Annotated in this window: 28 protein-coding genes, 1 other RNA gene, 1 riboswitch and 1 other annotated feature; of the genes, 28 read left to right on the forward strand and 1 reads right to left on the reverse strand. The window is 37.3% G+C overall.

Annotation, left to right across the window (positions count from 1 at the left end):
- Nucleotides 1–11: 11 nt before the first annotated feature.
- The 21 genes from FD31_RS07600 to FD31_RS07690 all read left to right on the forward strand — a co-directional run bounded on the left by FD31_RS07600 (nucleotide 12) and on the right by FD31_RS07690 (nucleotide 14,959).
- The gene (locus tag FD31_RS07600) at nucleotides 12–1,283 is read left to right on the forward strand and encodes a PIN/TRAM domain-containing protein (RefSeq protein ID WP_057892172.1); all 1,272 of its coding nucleotides are present in this window, start codon (nucleotides 12–14) and stop codon (nucleotides 1,281–1,283) included.
- On the forward strand, nucleotides 1,264–2,760 hold the full coding sequence (gltX, locus tag FD31_RS07605; RefSeq protein ID WP_057892173.1) for a glutamate--tRNA ligase: 1,497 nt from the start codon (nucleotides 1,264–1,266) through the stop codon (nucleotides 2,758–2,760). Before FD31_RS07600 ends, gltX begins: the two co-directional genes overlap by 20 nt.
- Nucleotides 2,761–2,845: 85 nt before the next feature.
- Entirely contained in the window at nucleotides 2,846–4,255 is a 1,410-nt protein-coding gene (gene cysS / locus FD31_RS07610; RefSeq protein WP_057892174.1) for a cysteine--tRNA ligase, read from the forward strand.
- On the forward strand, nucleotides 4,248–4,661 hold the full coding sequence (locus FD31_RS07615; RefSeq protein ID WP_147007314.1) for a Mini-ribonuclease 3: 414 nt from the start codon (nucleotides 4,248–4,250) through the stop codon (nucleotides 4,659–4,661). The genes cysS and FD31_RS07615 overlap by 8 nt, the downstream gene beginning before the upstream one ends.
- Complete coding sequence (gene rlmB, locus FD31_RS07620; protein ID WP_057892176.1) at nucleotides 4,642–5,406, forward strand: 23S rRNA (guanosine(2251)-2'-O)-methyltransferase RlmB; 765 nt, start codon at nucleotides 4,642–4,644, stop codon at nucleotides 5,404–5,406. The genes FD31_RS07615 and rlmB overlap by 20 nt, the downstream gene beginning before the upstream one ends.
- Nucleotides 5,407–5,753: 347 nt before the next feature.
- Complete coding sequence (locus tag FD31_RS07625; protein WP_147007313.1) at nucleotides 5,754–6,326, forward strand: sigma-70 family RNA polymerase sigma factor; 573 nt, start codon at nucleotides 5,754–5,756, stop codon at nucleotides 6,324–6,326.
- Between the two features lie 78 nt (nucleotides 6,327–6,404).
- A complete protein-coding gene (gene rpmG / locus FD31_RS13935) occupies nucleotides 6,405–6,554 on the forward strand; it encodes a 50S ribosomal protein L33 (protein WP_082330626.1) in 150 nt (49 codons plus the stop codon).
- 14 nt (nucleotides 6,555–6,568) lie between these two features.
- Nucleotides 6,569–6,754 carry a preprotein translocase subunit SecE gene (secE, locus tag FD31_RS07630; RefSeq protein WP_057892178.1) on the forward strand — a complete coding sequence of 62 codons (186 nt, stop codon included), beginning with the start codon at nucleotides 6,569–6,571 and terminating at the stop codon, nucleotides 6,752–6,754.
- A 95-nt stretch (nucleotides 6,755–6,849) separates the two neighbouring features.
- On the forward strand, nucleotides 6,850–7,395 hold the full coding sequence (gene nusG, locus FD31_RS07635; RefSeq protein WP_057892179.1) for a transcription termination/antitermination protein NusG: 546 nt from the start codon (nucleotides 6,850–6,852) through the stop codon (nucleotides 7,393–7,395).
- Between the two features lie 568 nt (nucleotides 7,396–7,963).
- Nucleotides 7,964–8,386 carry a 50S ribosomal protein L11 gene (gene rplK / locus FD31_RS07640; protein ID WP_041498799.1) on the forward strand — a complete coding sequence of 141 codons (423 nt, stop codon included), beginning with the start codon at nucleotides 7,964–7,966 and terminating at the stop codon, nucleotides 8,384–8,386.
- 103 nt (nucleotides 8,387–8,489) lie between these two features.
- Nucleotides 8,490–9,170 (forward strand): 50S ribosomal protein L1, encoded by a 681-nt coding sequence (gene rplA / locus FD31_RS07645; protein ID WP_057892180.1) that lies wholly within the window; start codon nucleotides 8,490–8,492, stop codon nucleotides 9,168–9,170.
- A gap of 34 nt (nucleotides 9,171–9,204) precedes the next feature.
- Nucleotides 9,205–9,324, forward strand: a sequence feature (ribosomal protein L10 leader region).
- 51 nt (nucleotides 9,325–9,375) lie between these two features.
- Nucleotides 9,376–9,879, forward strand: a complete 504-nt coding sequence (rplJ, locus tag FD31_RS07650; protein ID WP_057892181.1) for a 50S ribosomal protein L10 — start codon at nucleotides 9,376–9,378, stop codon at nucleotides 9,877–9,879.
- A gap of 43 nt (nucleotides 9,880–9,922) precedes the next feature.
- Nucleotides 9,923–10,291 carry a 50S ribosomal protein L7/L12 gene (rplL, locus tag FD31_RS07655; RefSeq protein ID WP_054642519.1) on the forward strand — a complete coding sequence of 123 codons (369 nt, stop codon included), beginning with the start codon at nucleotides 9,923–9,925 and terminating at the stop codon, nucleotides 10,289–10,291.
- Nucleotides 10,292–10,361: 70 nt separating this feature from the next.
- A complete protein-coding gene (locus FD31_RS07660; RefSeq protein ID WP_057892182.1) occupies nucleotides 10,362–10,964 on the forward strand; it encodes a class I SAM-dependent methyltransferase in 603 nt (200 codons plus the stop codon).
- 43 nt (nucleotides 10,965–11,007) lie between these two features.
- Nucleotides 11,008–11,322 (forward strand): hypothetical protein, encoded by a 315-nt coding sequence (locus tag FD31_RS07665; protein WP_057892183.1) that lies wholly within the window; start codon nucleotides 11,008–11,010, stop codon nucleotides 11,320–11,322.
- A 1-nt stretch (nucleotide 11,323) separates the two neighbouring features.
- On the forward strand, nucleotides 11,324–11,800 hold the full coding sequence (locus tag FD31_RS07670; RefSeq protein WP_057892184.1) for a nucleoside deaminase: 477 nt from the start codon (nucleotides 11,324–11,326) through the stop codon (nucleotides 11,798–11,800).
- 43 nt (nucleotides 11,801–11,843) lie between these two features.
- An RNA gene (gene ffs / locus FD31_RS13940) (signal recognition particle sRNA small type) lies at nucleotides 11,844–11,926 on the forward strand.
- Between the two features lie 84 nt (nucleotides 11,927–12,010).
- Entirely contained in the window at nucleotides 12,011–13,729 is a 1,719-nt protein-coding gene (gene dnaX, locus FD31_RS07675; protein ID WP_057892185.1) for a DNA polymerase III subunit gamma/tau, read from the forward strand.
- Nucleotides 13,730–13,762: 33 nt separating this feature from the next.
- Nucleotides 13,763–14,071, forward strand: coding sequence for a YbaB/EbfC family nucleoid-associated protein (locus FD31_RS07680; protein WP_222592674.1), 309 nt, complete (start codon nucleotides 13,763–13,765; stop codon nucleotides 14,069–14,071).
- Nucleotides 14,071–14,670 carry a recombination mediator RecR gene (gene recR / locus FD31_RS07685; protein WP_057892187.1) on the forward strand — a complete coding sequence of 200 codons (600 nt, stop codon included), beginning with the start codon at nucleotides 14,071–14,073 and terminating at the stop codon, nucleotides 14,668–14,670. The genes FD31_RS07680 and recR overlap by 1 nt, the downstream gene beginning before the upstream one ends.
- Nucleotide 14,671: 1 nt before the next feature.
- Complete coding sequence (locus FD31_RS07690) at nucleotides 14,672–14,959, forward strand: YaaL family protein (RefSeq protein WP_057892188.1); 288 nt, start codon at nucleotides 14,672–14,674, stop codon at nucleotides 14,957–14,959.
- A 310-nt stretch (nucleotides 14,960–15,269) separates the two neighbouring features.
- Here FD31_RS07690 and FD31_RS07695 read toward each other — a convergent pair whose 3' ends face one another.
- On the reverse strand, nucleotides 15,270–16,481 hold the full coding sequence (locus FD31_RS07695) for a GGDEF domain-containing protein (RefSeq protein WP_057892189.1): 1,212 nt from the start codon (nucleotides 16,479–16,481) through the stop codon (nucleotides 15,270–15,272).
- Nucleotides 16,482–16,724: 243 nt separating this feature from the next.
- On the opposite strand from FD31_RS07695, the gene tmk reads away from it, so the two are divergent.
- The 7 genes from tmk (at nucleotide 16,725) to FD31_RS07730 (ending at nucleotide 21,405) form a co-directional block, all read left to right on the forward strand.
- A complete protein-coding gene (gene tmk, locus FD31_RS07700; RefSeq protein ID WP_057892190.1) occupies nucleotides 16,725–17,375 on the forward strand; it encodes a dTMP kinase in 651 nt (216 codons plus the stop codon).
- A gap of 3 nt (nucleotides 17,376–17,378) precedes the next feature.
- Nucleotides 17,379–17,705, forward strand: a complete 327-nt coding sequence (locus FD31_RS07705) for a cyclic-di-AMP receptor (RefSeq protein WP_057892191.1) — start codon at nucleotides 17,379–17,381, stop codon at nucleotides 17,703–17,705.
- Nucleotides 17,706–17,707: 2 nt separating this feature from the next.
- A complete protein-coding gene (locus FD31_RS07710; protein ID WP_057892192.1) occupies nucleotides 17,708–18,661 on the forward strand; it encodes a DNA polymerase III subunit delta' in 954 nt (317 codons plus the stop codon).
- A gap of 11 nt (nucleotides 18,662–18,672) precedes the next feature.
- On the forward strand, nucleotides 18,673–19,038 hold the full coding sequence (locus tag FD31_RS07715) for an initiation control protein YabA (protein WP_057892193.1): 366 nt from the start codon (nucleotides 18,673–18,675) through the stop codon (nucleotides 19,036–19,038).
- A gap of 14 nt (nucleotides 19,039–19,052) precedes the next feature.
- Nucleotides 19,053–19,922 (forward strand): 16S rRNA (cytidine(1402)-2'-O)-methyltransferase, encoded by an 870-nt coding sequence (gene rsmI / locus FD31_RS07720; protein ID WP_057892194.1) that lies wholly within the window; start codon nucleotides 19,053–19,055, stop codon nucleotides 19,920–19,922.
- Between the two features lie 2 nt (nucleotides 19,923–19,924).
- Nucleotides 19,925–20,668, forward strand: coding sequence for an acyl-[acyl-carrier-protein] thioesterase (locus tag FD31_RS07725; RefSeq protein ID WP_057892195.1), 744 nt, complete (start codon nucleotides 19,925–19,927; stop codon nucleotides 20,666–20,668).
- A 63-nt stretch (nucleotides 20,669–20,731) separates the two neighbouring features.
- Nucleotides 20,732–20,826, forward strand: a riboswitch (THF riboswitch).
- Nucleotides 20,827–20,883: 57 nt separating this feature from the next.
- On the forward strand, nucleotides 20,884–21,405 hold the full coding sequence (locus FD31_RS07730; protein WP_057892196.1) for a folate family ECF transporter S component: 522 nt from the start codon (nucleotides 20,884–20,886) through the stop codon (nucleotides 21,403–21,405).
- The last annotated feature ends 49 nt before the right edge of the window (nucleotides 21,406–21,454 follow it).

Here is a 21,454-nt window from a genome sequence, read left to right on the forward strand (position 1 = left end):
AGGAGGTTTTTATGCGAAAAATTGTAGTAAATATAATTTTTGCATTGTTGGGTATTGCTGTCGGAATTACAGTTTTACCTAGCTTGTGGGAAGTGTCAGGTTTAGCAGGAATTGCTTTTATCAATAACGGCTATTTTGATGGACTTATTGGATGTATTATATTTTATTTTGTGTCGTTCTTGTTTGTTAAACCAATTTTAGATTTGAACCAACAGATTGAAAAATATCTTAATTCGAGATCACCAGGTTGGATCATTTACGGATCAGGATTTTTAATTGGTGGCTTAGTTTTAGCCAATATCATTTCGATTCCGTTCTATATGATGCACAACATGTTTTCAAATGTGATTCCAGTTATCTTAATGATCGTCTTTGGTTGGATCGGTTTTCGAATGGGAACGAGTCGTCGTAACGACTGGAATAACTTTTCGATTTCCAAGCGAAATACTAACAAGACAACAGCTGAAAAGAACAATGAAATTGCTTCCGAAGGTGAAGTAACACGTCGTTCAGCTAAAAAAGATTATTATCCATACAAAATTTTGGATACATCTGTTGTAATCGATGGTCGAATCCATCAATTGGCTCAAACAGGATTTTTGGAAGGTAAGTTGATGATTCCGGACTTCGTTGTCCATGAATTACAATTAATTTCCGATTCCAGTGATAATCAAAAGCGTGAACGTGGACGTCGTGGATTAGATATCTTGAACGAAATCAAGATGGATCAAACGATAAATTATGAAACAACAACGCGTGATTATGATAATATTCCAGAAGTGGATATGAAATTGCTTAAATTAGCTAAAGAAATCGGTGGTGCTGTCATCACAAATGATTATAATTTAAGTAAGGTCAGTGAATTTCAAAATGTTCAAGTACTTAACATTAACGAATTAGCCAAAGTTTTGAAACCAATGGTTTTGCCAGGAGAAACGATGACTGTTAAAGTTATTAAAGAGGGTACTGAAAGAGAGCAAGGTGTCGCATACCTAGAAGATGGTACGATGGTTGTTGTTGAAGAAGGTAAATACTTCATTAATAAGGACGTCGATGTCGTTGTAACTAGTGCATTGCAAACTGATGCTGGTAAAATGATTTTTGCAAAACCTAAACATTCAATGCATGGTATCCAAGAAAAGAGTAGTGTCAAAGAGAATACCAACAGCCATAATGCCGGTGGTACCAATAGCAACCACAATAATAATGGCAACCGGAATTCAAATCGAAACAACTCGAGAAATAAAAGGGGAGAACACAGAAATGGCAAAAAAGTCAGATAACAAAATTCGTGTAAGATATGCACCAAGTCCAACAGGTCACTTGCACATTGGGAATGCTAGAACCGCTATCTTTAACTACTTGTTCGCACGTAGTCACAAGGGAACTTTCGTAATCCGTATCGAAGATACAGATACAAAGCGTAACGTTGAAGGTGGAACAAAGAGTCAACTAGAAAACCTTAAATGGCTTGGTGTTGATTGGGATGAAGGTCCAGATGTCGGTGGAGATTATGGTCCATACCGTCAATCAGAAAGAAAAGATATTTATCAAAAATATATTGATGAATTACTTGAAAAGGGCTTAGCTTACAAATCATATCTGACTGAAGAACAACTAACAAAGATGCGTGAAGATCAAGAAGCCAATGGTCAAATGCCACACTACGAATATGAATTCGCTGGTATGACTGAAGACGAAAAAGCTGCTAAGATTAAAGAAGCTGAAGATGCTGGACTACAACCAGTTGTCAGATTCCACGTACCACATGCTAAAAACTACGAATGGGACGATATCGTTAAGGGTAAAGTTTCAATCGGTTCAGACACTATCGGTGGCGATTGGGTTATCCAAAAACGTGACGGTATGCCTACATACAACTTTGCCGTTGTTATTGATGACCACTTGATGGAAATCTCTCATGTTCTTCGTGGTGATGATCACGTTGCTAACACACCAAAACAATTGATGATTTATGAAGCACTTGGCTGGGAAGCACCTAAGTTCGGTCACATGACACTTATTATCAATACTGAAACTGGTAAGAAGTTAAGTAAACGTGATGAATCAATTCTCCAATTTATCGAACAATATCGTGAATTAGGTTATCTACCAGAAGCTATGTTTAACTTCATTACTTTACTTGGCTGGTCTCCAGTTGGTGAAGATGAATTATTCACACGCAAACAATTTATCAAGATTTTTGATGAACATCGTTTGAGTAGATCACCTGCTAAATTTGATCAAAAGAAACTTGAATGGGTTAATAACCAATATGTTAAGACAGCTGATGTTAGTGAAATCACTGACTTAGTTTTGGCTAACTTGATTGAAGCAAAACGCATCGATGCTGAACCAAGCACAGATGAAATTCAATGGGTAAGACACTTAACAGAACTTTATATGCCACAAATGAGTTATACACAACAAATCGTTGAGTTGTCAGATGTCTTCTTTAACCAACCAGAACATCTAACAGACGACGAACAACAAGAACTTGTTGATGATGATTCAAAGGCTGCAATTGAAGATTTGAAGGGCAAGTTAGAAAAACTTACTCGTTTCACAGCTACACAAATCATGGCAGCAATCCAATCAGTTAGAGCTGATACTGGTGTTAAGGGTAGAAAACTTTACATGCCAGCTAGAATTGCTACTACTAGAACAATGCATGGTCCAGCTATTGCTGAAACAATTGAATTGTTTGGTAAAGACAAGGCTCTTGCTAATATCGACAAGACTTTGAAGGAAATGAACTAATTCATTTCAAACAAAAATAAAACAGAAAAAGAGGTTGAAGGAAAACTTAGTTTGCCTCAACCCCTTTTTTATATAGGTGAAGATTATGTTGAAAATTTTTAATACCTTAACGCGAGAAAAAGAAGAATTTAAACCAATAACACCTAAGCAAGTAAATATGTATGTCTGTGGACCCACTGTGTATAACTATATTCACATTGGTAATGCGCGTTCGATCGTAGCGTTTGATACTGTGCGTCGTTACTTAGAATTCTTAGGCTACGATGTTAAATTTGTTTCTAACTTTACCGATGTTGACGACAAGATGATTAAGGAAGCTAATAAAGAAGGCATTACCGTACCCGAAGTGGCTGACCGTTTCATCAAAGCATTTTACGAAGATATTGCCCAAATCAATGTTCAAAAGGCAACAATTAATCCTCGTGCGACAGACAACATTACTGAGATTATCGACTTTATTAAAGACTTAGTTGCCAAAGACTATGCTTATGAATCACAAGGGGATGTGTTCTATCGTGCCCGGAAGTTTAAACATTATGGTGAATTGTCAGATCAAAATATTGATCAATTAGTCGAAGGTGCTAGTGAACACGTTGGTGACACTGAGTTTGCTAAGAAACAAGATCCAATCGATTTTGCGCTTTGGAAAAAAGCTAAACCAGGTGAAATCAAATGGGACTCTCCTTGGGGTGAAGGTCGTCCAGGCTGGCACATCGAATGTTCAGTTATGTCAACAAAGTACTTAGGTGATACGTTTGATATTCATGGTGGTGGTCAAGATTTGGAATTCCCTCATCACGAAAATGAAATTGCTCAAAGTGAAGCTAAGACAGGTAAGAAATTTGTTAACTATTGGATGCACAATGGCTTTGTAACGGTTGAAAATAACGAGAAGATGAGTAAGTCACTCGGTAACTTTGTAACAGTTCATGATCTTGTTAAAACAACTAATCCGCAAGTTTTACGTTTCTTCCTTTCATCAACACACTATCGTCGTCCGCTTGAATATTCACAAGATAATTTACAAAAGGCTGCCGATAATTTGGATAAAATTAAAACAGCTTACAATAACTTGAAGTTTAGACTTGATGGTGCTGAAGATGCTAGTGATATCAACGATATTCAAACGCAAGTTACGAAGATTGTGGATGATTTTAAGACTGCTATGAATGATGACTTTAACGTTCAAAACGGCTTGACAGAAATCTTTAATTTGGTCAGCTTGGCTAACAATTATGCTGCTGGCGAGACGGTTGCGAAAAATGCTGCAAATGTTATCCTAGAAGCTATGGTTAAATTGACTAGTATTTTGGGTGTTAAATTAGATGATCAACAAGATCTTTCTGAAGAAATCCAACAAATGGTCGATCAACGTGATGAAGCTCGTGCAAATAAAGATTTTGCCACAAGTGATAAATTACGTGACCAACTAAAGGATATGGGTGTGATCTTAGAGGATACACCACAGGGAACACGGTGGCATATTAATGACTGATGTTAAGAAATTTAATGGCGTAACTTTGGCATATTTAGGGGATGCTGTTTATGAAGTTTTTGTTCGTGAACATTTACTCGAGAAAAATATTGTTAAAGTTAACGAATTACAGCACCAAGCGAAACATTACGTTTCCGCAAAAGCACAAGCATCACTAATTACATTGATGCTTGATAAAGATGTTTTATCTGAACAAGAGATTCGTGTTTACAAGAACGGCCGTAACGCGAAGAAACAAACAAAAGCAAAGAATACGAGTGTCGTCACGTATCACATGTCCACTGGTTTTGAAGCAGTTTTTGGCTATTTAGATATTACTGGCAACAAAGAACGCGTGAAAGAACTAGCACAATGGTGCATAAATGAAGTAGAGACAGGTGAAGCAGATGACAGACAATTCAAATAATAATGACATTGAATTAGTTTATGGTGTCCATTCAGTAATCGAATTATTGAAATCGGCAACAGCTAATCAACGAGTTAACAAAGTTTTAGTTCAAAAGGGACTCTCAAGTGAACATATTGCTGAAGCAATTAAGCTAGCTAAAAGAGACCGTTTGATTGTTCAAGAAGTACCAAAGAATAAGCTAGATGATATTAGTGAAGGCGGCAATCACCAAGGAATGGCCGCTTATATTGCCTCATATCAATACGCGGAAATGGATGATATTTTCAAGAAAGCTGAAGAAAAAGGTGAAGACCCATTCATCTTGATCTTAGATAAAATTGAAGATCCCCATAACTTAGGCTCAATCATGAGAACAGCTGATGCCGTAGGAGTTCACGGAATTATCGTGCCAAAGCATCGTTCAACAGGATTAACATCCGTAGTTGCAAAGACTTCAACTGGTGCGATTGAACACGTGCCAGTTGTACGAGTAACAAACTTAGTTAATACCATCAAAGATTTAAAGAAGAAAAACGTTTGGGTCTTTGGAACAGCCATGGAAGGCGACAATTACCGTAATTGGAATGCCAAAGGTGCAGTAGCACTTATCATCGGAAACGAAGGTAAAGGTATTTCACCATTAGTTCTAAAACAAGCAGACCAAACATTGAATATCCCAATGGTCGGACATGTTCAAAGTTTGAATGCTAGTGTGGCAACAGGAGTATTGTTGTATCAAGCATTTGCTTCACGTCATGCTTAGATAAAAAATAGGTATTTGAATCTTTATTAATCAAGTACTATGACAGTCACCCTAGCCGGAGGTTGCAAGGAAGTTTGCCAGCAGTGAAGGTGGCGTTAGGGCTTTAGCCCTTACACCACGGACGTATTTTGAGACTTGCGGTTTATGCAAGGCTCAAAATCGAGGTTCGAGACCTTGGCTCGAATCGGTCCCACAGCAGGCAAAACTTCCTTGCAACCGGAGGCGGCATATAAAACGAATGATTAAATTTCATTCGTTTTTTTTGTAAACAAATGTTCGCTAGAATATCGGAAATCCCCCATGTTATCGTATTATTGTAAAGTTATTGTCCGTAATAAATTTATCAGATGTCTAATTTAGAAGCACTGTGGATCGAACAAGTAAGAGATGCTCGAGATTCAACCGCGTTATTTAATTTAGTAGATAGATATAATCCGATGATTGACAATATGCTCAGTCAATACTATGTCAGAAGTTACGAACGAAGTGATTGGTATCAGGAGGCAAGCGTGATTTGTCAGGAATCCTGTGACCTATTTGATGGATCGACTGGGTCAAAGTTTGGCAGTTTTTTTAAGATGAAATTTAAGCATCGTGTGATTGATTTAATTAGATATGAGAATGCCGCCAAGCGTAAGGCTAATAATTTTACCGAACCAATTCATGATGTTGAAGAAGCTAGACTAACAACGCCTAGTCATATAGAAACAATCGAATACCTTGACCATATTAAACGTGCAGCAAAAGAAATGACACGTAAGGAATTAATTGGATTACGTTTTTCCTTGGGAAAACTGTCATTAAAAGAGGCTTGTCGCTTGGCAGGGTGTGATCATAAGGGCTTGTTGATAATTACTTATCGTTGCAAAAAGAAAATCAAGGAACATTGTGATGAATTGTTTGGTGATGATTTGTCATGAGATTGCAATGGACAAACAAAACTCTAAAGTTTACAATTAGTAAGATTAAGATATAAATTGGATTTTTTGGAGAATATAATGGGATTAAGAAAAGTAGCCCTTGCTTGTACTGTCTGTGGCTCAAGAAACTACACAATTACTGAGAACCCTAGCAGAACAGAACGTCTTGAAGTAAAGAAGTTTTGTAAGCACTGTGGTAAACATACGTTACATAAAGAAACAAGATAACTCTGGAGGAACAAATGAAACTATTTAAATTTTTTGGTAGTGTCAACAAAGAAATGAAATTAGTTGTTTGGCCTACATTTAAAGAAAACAGACGTGATACATGGACTGTTATCGCAACATCATTAATGTATGCAATCTTCTTTGCTCTAGTTGACTGGGGCTTGATTGCACTATTACAACACTTTGTAATGGGTAAATAGATTGTAAGACAACGAAAAATTTGCTATTATGTTTGTAACGAGAAAAACTTCGACATGGTTCGGAGTTTTTTTATTTTGAATTTTTGGAGGAAATTATGGCTGAAGCTGGCGCAAAACAATGGTATGTATTACATACTTATTCAGGATATGAAAACAAAGTTAAGGAAAATCTCGAATCACGTGCTCAATCAATGGGTATGGAAGATTACATTTTCCGTGCAGTAGTACCTGAAGAAGAAGAAACAAAAGTTAAAAACGGTAAAGAAAAGAAAGAAATGGAAAAAACTTTCCCTGGATACGTTTTAGTAGAAATGGTTATGTCCGATGAATCATGGTTTATCGTTCGTAATACACCAGGTGTTACCGGATTTGTCGGCAGTCACGGTTCTGGTAGTAAACCAGCACCTCTATTACCTGAAGAAATTGATAACATTCTTAGTCAATTTGGTATGAATTCACAAAAACCATCAGACTTCGAAGTTGGCGAAACAGTTAAAATCACTGATGGTGCTTTCTCAGATATGACAGGTAAGATCACTGACATTGATGACGAACACAGAAAACTTAAAGTTGATGTTGATATGTTTGGTCGTATGACATCTGCTGAAGTAGACTTTACATCAGTTGAAAAACAAGCTTAGTTAATATTGCCGTCTACGGAGATGAGAGCTATTTTATGCTACTGTGCGGACCGAGTCGAGCCAAGGTCTCGCCTCTCGGTTTGAAGCCTTGCAAGTTCGGCAAGTCTCTAAACACGCCCGGTGCTGTAATGGCTAAAGTCATAACAGCACTTTCACAGCAGCAAAAATAGTTCTCATCTCCTCCGACTAGTTGGTTGGATATATATTTTTTTTGAATCAAAAAAAATCCTAGCCAATCACCAAAGAAATAGTCGGGGACTGCAAGCTGATAACCAGCAGTGCAGGTGGAAATAAGGATGACGAAGTCATTCTTGTACCACAGGACGTATTTTGAGACTTGCGATTTGTGCAAGGCTCAAAATCGAGGGACGAGACCTTGGCTCGGCCCGGTCCCACAGCAGGTTAATCAGCTTGCGGTCCCCGACGGCAGTGAACAAAATTTAAATTATTTATTGTAAACCCTAGTAGACCGTGCTACTATATAACGGTATGTTTTTGAGACATACATGTGGGAGAGAAAATTCTGATTCTCATCATGACCACATCACGGAACAAGGAGGTATGCACCGTGGCTAAAAAAGTTGCTAACGTAGTAAAATTACAAATCCCTGCTGGACAGGCTACTCCAGCTCCTCCAGTTGGTCCTGCTTTAGGACAAGCTGGTATTAACATTGTTGCCTTTACAAAGGACTTCAATGCACGTACACAAGATCAAAAGGGTATGATTATCCCTGTTGTTATCTCAGTATATGAAGACCGTTCATTCGATTTCGTTACTAAGACACCACCAGCTGCTGTTCTTTTGAAGAAAGCTGCTGGCGTTGAAAAGGGCTCTGGCGAACCTAACACTAACAAGGTTGCCACAGTTACTGAAGACCAAGTTCGCGAAATTGCTGAAACCAAGATGAAAGACCTAAACGCTGCTAGTGTTGAAGCTGCAATGCGTATGGTTGCTGGTACTGCAAGAAGTATGGGCTTTGAAGTAAAGTAAAAGACTAGATTTAAGCAGTTTACAGGAATGTGAAAGCATTCTTAACAAGTGGGAGGAGAAAATATAATTCTCCGAAAGACCACAAAGCAAGGAGGAACTTAGCATGGCTAAGCATGGAAAGAAATATACAGAAGCATTAAAACAAGTAGATAAAAACAAAACTTATACTGCTGAAGAAGCTGTCGAATTATTAAAGAAGGTTGACTTCGCTAAATTCGACGCAACTGTTGAAGTTGCTATTAACTTGGATGTAGATCCTAAACAAGCTGATCAACAAATTCGTGGTGCTATCGTACTACCTAATGGTACTGGTAAGACACAAAAGGTTATCGTCTTCGCTGAAGGACAACAAGCTAAGGATGCTGAAGCAGCCGGCGCTGATGTTGTTGGTTCTGACGACCTTGTTGAAAAAATTCAAGACGGCTGGCTAGACTTTGACGTTGCTGTTGCAACACCACCAATGATGGCTAAAGTAGGTCGTTTAGGTCGTGTTCTTGGACCTAAAGGTTTGATGCCTAACCCTAAGACAGGTACTGTTACAATGGATGTTACAAAGGCTGTTAATAATATTAAAGCCGGACAAGTTACATACCGTGTTGATTCAAATGGTCTTATTCACGCACCAATCGGTAAGATCTCATTTGATACAAACAAGATTACAGAAAACTTCAGTACTTTGTACAATGCAATCTTGAAGGCACGCCCTGCATCATTGAAGGGTAGCTACGTAACAAGTGTTAACATGACATCTACATTTGGACCTGGTCTAAAAATCAACGCTTAATTAGTGTTGACTAACTACCAAAATAATGATAGATTAATATAGTTGATTTCTACCGAAGACTCAGGTGATGAAAGTCTTAATATCCTGCCGAGGCCAGAAGATTATTTCACTTAATCTCTGTGTCCTTAGGGCACAGAGATTTTATTATTTTTAAGCCGAAATTTGTAGATAATTAACTAAAAAATTGTGGAGGTGAAACGTAATAATGAAGCAAGATGTATTAGCAGCAAAACAAGCACAAGTTGATGAAATTGCTAAACAACTTACAGGTGCAAAGTCAGTAATCGTTGTTGATTACTTAGGTCTTACAGTTGAACAAGCAACTGAAATGCGTGCTGAATTACGTGAACAAGGTGCTACAATGCAAGTTATCAAGAATACAATCTTGAGACGTGCAGCTGAAAAAGCCGGTGTTGAAGGTCTAGAAGAATTCTTCGTTGGACCAACAGCCATTGCTTACTCAGAAACAGATCCTGTTGGACCTGCTAAAGTAGCAGCTAAATTTGCCAAAGATGTTGACGCCGTTGAAATCAAGGGTGGTATCATCGAAGGTAAAGCAGCAACTCTTGAACAAATTCAAGAACTTGCAACATTACCAGACAGAGATGGCTTGCTATCAATGTTGGTATCTGTATTACAAGCTCCAGTTCGCGACTTTGCTATGGTTGTTAAGGCCGTTGCAGACAAAAACGACGAACCTGCCGCTTAATTAATTAAAAAAATATAACTCATAATATTTGGAGGATACTATAATGGCTTTAGATACACAAAAGATTATTGATGATTTAAAAGAAGCTTCAATTCTAGAACTTAACGACCTTGTTAAGGCTATTGAAGAAGAATTTGACGTTAAGGCTGCTGCTCCAGTTGCTGCTGCCGGTGCTGCTGGTGGCGACGCTGCTGCAGAAAAGGACTCATTTGACGTTGAACTTACAGAAGCAGGTCAAGAAAAGGTTAAGGTTATCAAGGAAGTTCGTGGTATCACAGGACTTGGCTTGAAGGACTCAAAGGACCTAGTTGATGGCGCTCCTAAGGTTATCAAGGAAGGCGTTGCTAAGGCTGACGCTGACGAAATGAAGACAAAACTTGAAGCTGTTGGTGCAACAGTTACATTGAAGTAATTCATTTTAATGATAAAATTAATCCTCGTAAGAGGATTTTTTTTTACCCTTTAAAAGGAAAGGTGAGTATATGGCTAATCAATATTTTGAAAATGATCCTAATTTGGAACATGAGGTCAAAAATTTTAACTTCACATTACGTGGTCATGGACTAGATTTCACATCAGATAGTGGCGTTTTTTCACGACAAACAATCGATTATGGTTCACGTGTTTTGATTGATGCGATTGATTTCCAAAATGTGCCAAATGGCAATATCTTGGATGTTGGTTGTGGATATGGGCCAATTGGTTTAGCTTTGGCTAAAGATCAACCTAAGCGCCAAGTAACCATGGTTGACGTTAACTTACGTGCATTAGGATTGGCAAAACAAAATGCTAATAATAATCAAATCAACAATGTTGAAATTTTTGAATCTGATACTTATAAGGCTGTTTCTGGTAAGTACGCCATGATTGTTTCCAATCCTCCAGTTCGTGCTGGAAAAGAGGTTGTGACATCAATTTTGGCTGATTCAAAGGATTATTTAGAACCTAATGGTGAACTTTGGATTGTTCTACAAAAGAAGCAAGGTGCTCCGTCAGCTAAGAAGTTGATGGATCAAACCTTCGGCAATGTTGAAGTTGTTACACGTGATAAAGGCTATTACATTTTAAAAAGTAAATTGATTTAAAAAATTCCTCAATGTGGTATATTCATGTTGGAGGCGTTTGCACATGAAAAAGAAAATTTTTATTGTCGGTATTTTATCGGTTCTTTCTGCAGGAGTATTTTTTGCGGGCTATTCAATGGTGAAGTTTTTAAAGAATAAAATGATCAATAAAGATCGCAAAAAGCTCGAAGAATACGTTGAAAAATATTTACATGGTAATGAAAAAATAATGCAATTTATTGGAACTTTATCAGATGATCAAGTCAAAGAATTACTTGATATCCTTGAAAAAATCCAACGTGAACAAAAACAATTGAAACTTAAAGAACCAATTTTTCCAAAATACTTAGAGAAGAAAGTAACCAACTTAATTAGTTAAAATGATATTTTCAGAAAATCAAATCAATGAATACATGGATCTAGCACTTGCTGAAGCAAAAAAAGCTGAAACAAGACGTGAAGTTCCGATTGGCTGTATTATTGTCGACAATAATACGGGTGAAGTTATCGCTGAAGGTTCAAATGAACGTGAAGAGACCCAAAATGCCATCAAGCATGCCGAAATTATTGCAATTGAAGCTGCCTGTGCCAAAGTTGGTAGTTGGCGGTTGGAACATACGAGTCTTTTTGTGACACTTGAACCTTGTCCAATGTGTGCTGGCGCGATTATTAATAGTCGTATCGAGGAAGTTATTTATGGTGCCAAAGATCCTAAAGCTGGATCAGTGGGTTCAATAAATAATCTCTTGGCTGAGACGCGTTACAATCACCAACCAACAGTGTTGAGTGAGGTCAAAGCAGACGAATCAGCACAACTGTTACGGAATTTCTTTCGAGAAATTAGACGCAAAAAGTAGCATAATTCGCTAATTTATAGTATTATAGTTATTGCCGTAAGGCCTTAGGGCAATGGTGCTCTTGTGAATCGTGTCAGGTTCGGAAGAAAGCAGCACTAAGTAAGGTGTGCCATGTGCCTTTTGTTATGTATATTAGCCTCCTAATCTGTTCAGGATTAGGAGTTTTTTTGTGTTAAAATTTATGTATCAGTTTTTTTTGAAGGAGTAAACATGGCATATCAAGCACTTTATCGAGTTTGGCGACCCCAAACTTTTTCTGATGTAATCGGACAAGATGTCATCACCCAAACATTGCGCAATGCCGTGGCTAGTCATATGACCAGCCATGCCTATTTGTTCAGTGGCCCACGTGGTACCGGGAAGACATCTTGTGCCAAAATTTTAGCCAAAGCAGTTAACTGTTTAAATCCACATGATGGTGAACCTTGCAATGAATGTGAAATTTGTAAAGCTGCGAACGAAAATCGTTTAAATGATGTGATTGAAATCGATGCTGCTTCTAACAATGGTGTTGAAGAGATCCGTGATATACGTGATAAAGTTAAATATGCACCAACAGAAGCTAAGTTCAAAGTTTACATCATTGATGAAGTTCATATGCTTTCGCAAGGTGCTTTTAATGCATTGTTGAAAACATTGGAAGAACCACCAGCTAATGTGATGTTTATTTTGGCAACAACGGAACCACAAAAGATTCCTGCAACAATTATTTCGCGAACACAAAGTTTTAATTTTCGTCGGATTTCTCGCCAAGATATTTTAAAGCGAATGACTTTTATCTTAGATGATAAAAAAATCAAGTACGATGAAGAAGGTCTAAACATCATTGCTGCCTCTGCTGAAGGGGGAATGCGTGATGCCTTGAGTATTTTGGATCAAGCTTTATCGTATGGTGATGATGAATTGACACTCAAGAATGCCCAAGAAGTTACGGGTGCCTTGAGTAATGAACAAATCGTTTCTTATATGACAGCCATTGCGGACGATAAGCCAGCAGAAGCTTTGACAAGTTTGTATCAGATCTTGGCTAGTGGTCGTTCAGCTTTACGTTTTACCGAAATGATTATCCGCGTTTGTCGGAATTTGATTTTATATAACTCTAATTCAGATTTATCGAATCAAATGGATAAATCAGTGATGACTGATGAATTGTTGGCTATTGCAAATAAGTTTGATAATAACCGCTTGTTTTATATTGTCGATCAAGTTAGCGCCACACAGAAGAATATTAAAAATTCCAACCAAACCGATATTTATATGGAAATTTTAACCGTCAAAATTAGTGAACCACAAGTCGCACAACAACAAACCCAACCAGAGACAACGTCAGCGAATGACAGCCAAGTTGAGAGTGTCGAATTCGACAAATTACGTGATGAAATTTCTCACTTACAAAATGAAATTAAAGGTTTATCAACTGGTGTTCAAAAAGCAGAGCCAGCCAAACCTAAAACTCATCGTCGAGCTAACAACAATACGCGCTTGAATAAGACCGCTATTTACAAAGTTTTGGGTAGTGCAACCAAGGATGACTTGAATGCAGCTAAGGATATCTGGCCTGATTTAATGAGTATGCTTTCAATCTCACAACGTGCTATGATGAAAGTCTCAGATCCAGTTGCAGCCTCACCAGCAGGTGTTGTTGTGGCCTTTGACTATATGATGTGGTTTGAACAAGCACAAGATGACAGTGAGTTCCTACAAGAATTGACTGACAATGCCGGTCGCTTGTTGAAGAAAGACTGTCAGATTGTCTTAGTACCAAAGAAAGATTGGCCTACGATTCGGAAAGAATATATTGATAATAATATTGATTCTAATAAGCCAACAAATGTAAAATCTAAAGAAGAAACTAAAAAGACTAATCCCACCGTTGATGAAGCTGTCAAATTGTTTGGTGACGATATAGTTGATGTTAAAGATGACTAGGAGGAATTTGTAATGAGTAAAGGAATGCCAAATATGGGTGGAATGGGCGGCAACATGGCCAACATTATGCGCCAAGCCCAAAAGATGCAAAAAGAAGTTCAATCAGCTACTGAAGAATTGAACAAGACAGAATATACTGGAAGTTCAGTTGATGACTTTGTCACAGTTAAGGTTACTGGTGAAAAGAAGATTGCTGATTTAACAATCAGTGAAAAAATTATTGATCCAGATGATCCTGATACATTGCAAGATATGTTAATTGACGCATTGAATAATGCCTTTGATGCGGTTGATAAAGACAAACAAGCTAAACTAGGTAAATACACAAACGGGTTGATGTAATGAAATATCCAGAACCAATATCGAAATTAATTGATAGTTATATGATGTTACCAGGTATCGGTCGTAAGACTGCTACCCGAATGGCATTCTTTACCCTTGGGATGGACAAAGACCAAGTGCAGGAGTTTGCTGAAAATTTAGTTTCCGCAAAGACAGACTTAAAGTCATGCCGTATCTGTGGAAATATTACAACCGACGAAATTTGTTCGATTTGTAGTGATAAAAGTCGTGATCAATCAACTATTTTAGTTGTTGAACAAGCGAAAGATATCATGTCACTTGACGATATGAATGGTTATAACGGATTGTATCACGTGCTAGGAGGAGTCCTATCCCCAGTTGATGGAGTAGGCCCTGAAGATTTGAATATCAAGTTGTTGTTGAATCGTTTGAAGGAAAATCAAAGTGTTAAAGAATTGATTATTGCCACAAACGCCACTCCAGAAGGAGAAGCAACAGCACAATATTTAGCCAAATTAGTTAAGCCAGCAGGAATAAAAGTAACTAGACTAGCACACGGATTGGCCGTCGGTTCTGATATCGAATATGCCGATGAAATGACCTTGAAGAGTGCCGTGCTAGGACGCAGGGAGATTTAACATGTTTGGTAGAAAAAAAGTTACCGTCCAAAAAATGGAAGATGATCGTCTCTTAGACAATATTCACCAAATTCAACAAAGAATTGGGAATACGCAAAGAATGATCAACAATTCAGTGGACGTTGACGATACAACTAGAATCCATTTAAAATTGGATCAGTTGAAGTATCAATTTTTGTATTTAGAAGCCAGAAGAAGAAAAGCCAAGGCTAAAGCTACGACTAATATTATTTTTGGCGATGAAGATACATTTTTGAAACAACCTAGTCGGGCTGAGAAGCACTGGTAAACCTGCCTACGGAAACAATAAATTGGAGGGACTAGATTGATTCAAGGAGCGGTCTGGTCCCTCGATTTTGATTCTTGTAGGAAGCGCAAGTATCAAAAGTCGTCCCGTGAGTTTGGGACAAAACTTAAACATTCAGTATAAACGTGGAATAAAACATAGTTTTTTCCGCTTAAATCAAATGGCTCCAGAAATCCCAAAGAGGTTCTTTCTCAAATTTGGTTACAGAATCAAAATAAAAAAGACTAAGCTTTCACCATCAATTTTTCACGATTGCGATGATGGAAACCTAGTCTTTTTTGTATTCTAAAAATTACTCAGTTACTGCAGGTTTGAGATTATCATAACTGTATGTCTCGCCTTCAATGGTGACACAATTTCTACCACTATTCTTGGATTGATAGAGGTATTGATCGACACGTTCGAGGATTGACTTGGTAGTTTCATCTGACTTGGTAATAGCAGTAATACCGAAGCAGATGGTGACGTCAAGCTTAGCACCGTTGATAAACAAAGGAATGTCAGCTAGCGTTTTACGAATATCATAGGCTATATTGGCTGATTCAGTGGTATTAAGATTCTTGAAGATAATGATGAATTCTTCACCACCATATCTGTATAGTTGACCAGTTGGCTTGCCTTGACGGCTCACTAATTCACGCTCAACCAAATGGGCTACATGCCGAAGTACTTCATCACCAGTTTCGTGGCCATAGGTGTCATTGAACTTTTTGAAGTGGTCGATATCAAACATGGCGACAGTTCCTATCTCATCACTACTGTGTTTGAATTCATCCAGGAGTTCCTTGGAGGTAGTATTGAGATTGGCTCTATTTCTAACACCGGTTAAGGCATCATAATTGGCTTTGATTTCTAGATCCTTGTAATCTGCAAAAGATGCACGTAATTTAACTTCGGTCAAACGGAATAGTGCCATAAAAATTTCGAAAAATATCATCGAAATAATCATCTGAAGTGGATTGAAATGATAATCGATCCAAAGAAGTATCCACCACGACATTCCGTAAATTGTCTGGGCGATTGTATACTTATAACCTGATATAAGCATGTCGTCTTTGTGGCTGTACGCATAATCGACTGTGATAAGTAAGACGAAATACGTTCCCAGAAATAATGGCCATAGCGGACTTTCCAGTCTAGTAACATTGAACGATGGATTATATATAAACGGAAAAGCTAGAGTTATTAATTCAACCAGACGATTGTTAAGTATTAAGAAACCATAAAAGGAAACAGCAATTTGAGCATTAGCGTATAGCCATGCATCATTCATAAATTTGCCGTTATTAACGGTCGCAAATACTTCACGGAGAACTATAATACTGACAACCAGAATTGTGCTTTCAAGAATGTGAACACCTAATCGAATAAAGAATGGCGACGCAGCACTGACCCTTTTTTCGATTGAATACGATACAAGAGTAATAACCGTTATCAATCCAATCGTAATTAACAGCACGACAAGATCGGTAATGGTCAGGTAATTGTTTATAAAATTTTGCATTTTTATCTGGCTTTCAAAAAAATATTAATATATTTATTTTATCATCAATATTTGATTTGTTAAAAATTAATTTAATGATTTTTAACCTTGAACTTCTCGAAGTTCAAGTCGGTCCTCACATCGACCTAATTTTCATGCTCCTGGAGGCGGCATCCAAAGTTATCTCTTTTTAACAAGACCTAAAGTTTCATTTCTGCTTGATTTCAAGTAAAATAGTAGTAATCATCTAGGAGAGATTAATTTATGTCAGGAATATTTATATCGTTTGAAGGACCAGATGGGGCAGGTAAAACAACTGCTCTAAAAACACTAATGCCATTGTTACAGGCAAAGACAAACCAAGAAATCGTGCTTTCACGCGAGCCTGGTGGTAGTCCTATTTCCGAAAAAATCAGAAAAATCATTTTGGATATTCATGATGAAGAGATGGACTCTCGGACTGAGGCACTATTGTATGCGGCTGCCCGTCGTCAACACTTGATTGATGTTATTTTACCCACATTAAAGGAAAATAAAATTATGTTGAGTGATCGTTTCGTTGATAGTTCTATTGCATATCAAGGCGGTGGTCGTGAAATTGGGATGGCTGAAGTAGCTGAGATCAATGATTTTGCCATTGATGGACATTTACCAGATTTGACAATTTACTTTGACGTATCACCAGAAGTAGGTTTATCTCGCATTCGCAAGGATCACGAGGGTGCAATGGATCGATTGGAAAAGGAAGCCATCAGTTTCCACAATCGGGTTTATGATTCATATATGCAAATTGTCAAAGACAATCCTGATAGAATTAAAGCAATCAATGCTGAACAAGCTCCTGAAAAGGTTGTTGCAGATGCATTGGCTGTGATCATTAAGCAATTTCCAAATATTTTTAACAAGGGAGAATAACCAATGAAACTCATTGTAGCCATTATTCAATCTAAAGATAGTCAACAATTACAAACAAGTTTAGTTAAAAAAGGTTTTAGAGCAACGCAATTATCATCAACTGGTGGTTTTTTAAAGGCTGGTAACTGTACATTCTTGATTGGTGTAGAAGAAGATAAAATTGACGATGCTTTGGCCATAATCAAAAAAACTTGTCATACAAGAGCTCAATATGTAACACCAACATTCCTTATGCCTGAGGCAGCTTCAAGTATGGCTGAACCAGTTGAAGTTCAAGTTGGTGGTGCTACATGCTTTATTTTGCCAGTTGATAAATTCGTGAGATTCTAATAATGGAAAGTTTATTAGAAGAACAGCCTCGAGTTGTACATGAATTTCAAAAAATTATTTCCACTAATATGTTGTCTCATGCGTATTTGATTGACAGTGCTTCTTCGAAAGTTAGACAACAAATGGCAATTTGGTTAGCTCAAAGCCAGTTTTGTGATAATTTACAAGATGGTGCGCCTGACCAGACGTGTCAAAAATGTCGGACAATCGCTTTGGGAGATAACCCCGATGTCTTAGAAGTAAAGACTGATAAGCAAAGCATTGGTGTCGATGATATTAAGTTCTTTAAAAAAGAAGCTAATATGGCGGCAACTCAAGGTAAACGACGGATTTTGATCATTGATGAAGCTGAAAAAATGACAGTGCAAGCTGCGAATAACTTGTTGAAAACAATTGAAGAACCAGAAGGTAATTTGATGATTATTCTTTTGGCTGATTCAGCTAAACAGTTATTACCAACGATTCAATCGCGGGTACAGATTTTTCACCTATCTAACCAAAGCAATGAAGACGAGATTGCCAGTTTAGTAGCAGTTGGTTTTAAGAGTGAACAAGCACAACGAGCTTTAAAAGTGACAGACATTAAGTATTTGGAAAGTATTACAGGTGATAAATACCAATCATTGAGTGTCGCACTCATAAATTGGCTTAAAGAAATTAACAACCAAAAAATAAATAGTTTTGTCGACATACAGACTGATGTCATGCCTTTAATTGAGAATAAAGATCAACAACATTTGGTTTTCGACATGTTGAATCAAATTTTTAGTGATATATTATCAATTAGGTACAATTTAGAAAAATCAACATTAACGTCTGTGGATATCTTGGACAGAAAGAGTATTAAGAAAATCGTTGCCATGTCCGATGAGTTATTCACAGCTGAACAAATGTGGAAAAGTAATGTATCGTTTCAAGCTATTTTAGAAGATTTATCATTAAAATTTGTGGATTAGTAGGTGAAATCATGGCAGAGAAGGATTTATATGATGAATTTGAGACAATCACAAATCAATTGAATGATATAAGTAAAAAGGTTTCTTTGCTGAAAGAAGAACTATCTAAGACTCTGGAAGAAAAAGAAGAGTTGAAGATAGAAAATCAAAATCTTCGTAAACATTTAGAAAAGATGGGTTATGAGGATAAAGATATTAAAGGCAATGAATTATCTTACTCACGATTGAATCTTGAGAGTTTATATCGTAAAGGATTTCATGTTTGCCAACAATTCTACGGAACTCACCGTAAGGACAAAGAAGAGTGTATCTTCTGTACGAATGTCCTTTATGGGAGTAACGATAAAGGTAAGAAAAAGAAAATTAAGATTAGATAAGGGGAGCTATTTGAATGAAAGAACAAAGGAGTTTTGTTGATAATTCGAAGGGCTGCCTTTTTTTAGTGCCAACACCAATTGGTAATCTGGAAGATATGACTTTTCGAGCTGTTAATACCTTAAAAGAGGCCGATTTAGTTGCAGCTGAAGATACACGTAATACTAAAAATTTATTAAATCATTTTGAAATACCAACTGAATTAATAAGCTTCCATGAGCATAATACTGCTCAACGTATTCCAGAATTAATAGAAAAAATGAATGCCGGTCTAAAAATCGCCCAAGTTAGTGATGCTGGAGCACCATCAATTAGTGATCCAGGTAAGGAACTAGTTAAGGCAGCTATCAAAGCTGATATTCCAGTTGTGCCACTACCAGGAGCCACAGCTTCAGTGACAGCTTTGATTGCATCAGGAATTGCACCACAACCATTTTATTTCTTCGGTTTCTTGCCACGTAAAGGTAAAGAAAGAACTGAAGCTTTGAATGATTTATCACAACGTGCAGAAACAACTATCGTCTATGAATCACCTTATCGGGTTAAAAAGACGATTCAAGATTTAATCGATAACTTTGGTGCGGATCGTCAAATTACTTTGGCACGTGAATTAACCAAGATTCATGAAGCCTTTTTACGTGGTAGTTTGGAACAAGTTGCGCAATATTATCAAGACAACGATCCTAAGGGTGAATATGTGTTGATTATTGCTGGTAAGCCTGTTGAAGTTACCGAAGCTGAGTCAGATGATGATTTAGTTACATCGGTGGATAACTTAATTAAACAAGGTCAAAAACCTAATAAAGCCATCAAAGAAGTGGCTGCCCAAAATGGGTTAAAGAAACAAGATGTCTACAATCTTTATCACGGAATCGGAGAGGAATAACAGTGACAGAGAAACAAACTTTTGCAATTGAAATGGAAGTACCATATTATTTCGTTAACTTTTCTGGCGACATGCGTTTGTCAGCTTTAATTGATGTGATGTTGTTAACATCTGAGAAACAATTGCACCAATCAGATGTTGATAGTGCTGAGATGGTTCGGAATAAGGGACTTGGCTGGGTCGTTGTCCAATATCATATGGATATCAAACAGATGCCTAAGCTCGGTCAAAAATTAAAGATTATGACGCAAGCAACTAGTTATAACAAATATTTCTTCTACCGTGATTTTTGGATTGAAGATGAATCTGGTGAGACAATCGTCAAAGCAGAAAGTGCTTTTGTCTTGATCGATATTAAGGAACGTAAGATTGTCAGTGCTAGTGACCGTCTTGATGACGTGTTTGGTGCGGAAGAAACAACTAAGCTCAAACGTTTTACTCGTCTCAAAGAACCAGCCGATTATGACTTTGAACAACCACAACATATCGGTTACTACAATATTGATGTTAATAAACATGTTAATAATTCTTATTACTTTGATTGGATGGTCGATACGTTGGATATGAACTTTATTGCCGATCATACGATTACTAGTATGGATATTAAATATGATAAAGAACTAAATATGGATAGTCAGCCAATTTCATATGCTAAACTTGATAATACGAATAATAAATCTATTCATTGGATTAAGAATGGTGACGTACTGAACGTTATTGCTAAATTTGAATGGAAAGATAAGTAAAATACAAACAAATTACTTGCTTACAGAAAAAATAGTGCTATTATTGACGAGTACTTAAAAATATTTGGGGTAGGATTCAAGGCGTTAAGTGCCGATGGAACGGAATGTGAACATCGGACAAAGAGTTTTCTCGCGATCTTGTTTCCGCATTCGCCACTTTATATACGTCTCTTTTGCCTATATCTGGTGGCAGCTCCTTTGGGGAGATGTCGATTATGAACAGTAGAAGTACAGTAATAAGCGTTCAAGAAGTTACTTGGATGGCGTTGTTGATAGCATTACAAATGGTGTTGTCAAAATTGTCAGTCGGTAGCAATACCTTGAAAGTCGGATTTAGTTTTATTGCAATTGGGTTATTAGGTTATTATTTCGGACCTTTCAAAGCTGCGATAGCTAATGTGTTAGCCGATGTAATCAGTAATTTGGTGATGCCATCATCAGGTGGTTTCTTCATTGGATTCACTTTCTCAGCCTTAGTTGCGGGAGTAATTTATGGTTATATGCTTTATAACCATAAGGTGACAGTTGTTAGAACTTTGATCACCGTCCTATTGATTACTGTGATTGTGAATACCGGGTTGAACACCTTATGGATTCACATGATGACTAACTTGCCATACATGACTTTGTTGGTCCCAAGACTTGCAAAAGAGGCTTTCAGTTTGGTTTATCAAACTGGTCTTTTATACATCGTCCTGAAATGGATTGATAATTCGAAATTTAATAAAATCGGCTAATAAAGCCGATTTTTTTTTGCACAAAAAATCTGTGTTAAAATAGTTGTTA

Source organism: Companilactobacillus nantensis DSM 16982 (assembly GCF_001435815.1).
In the GTDB taxonomy this organism is placed as follows: Bacteria; Bacillota; Bacilli; order Lactobacillales; family Lactobacillaceae; genus Companilactobacillus; species Companilactobacillus nantensis.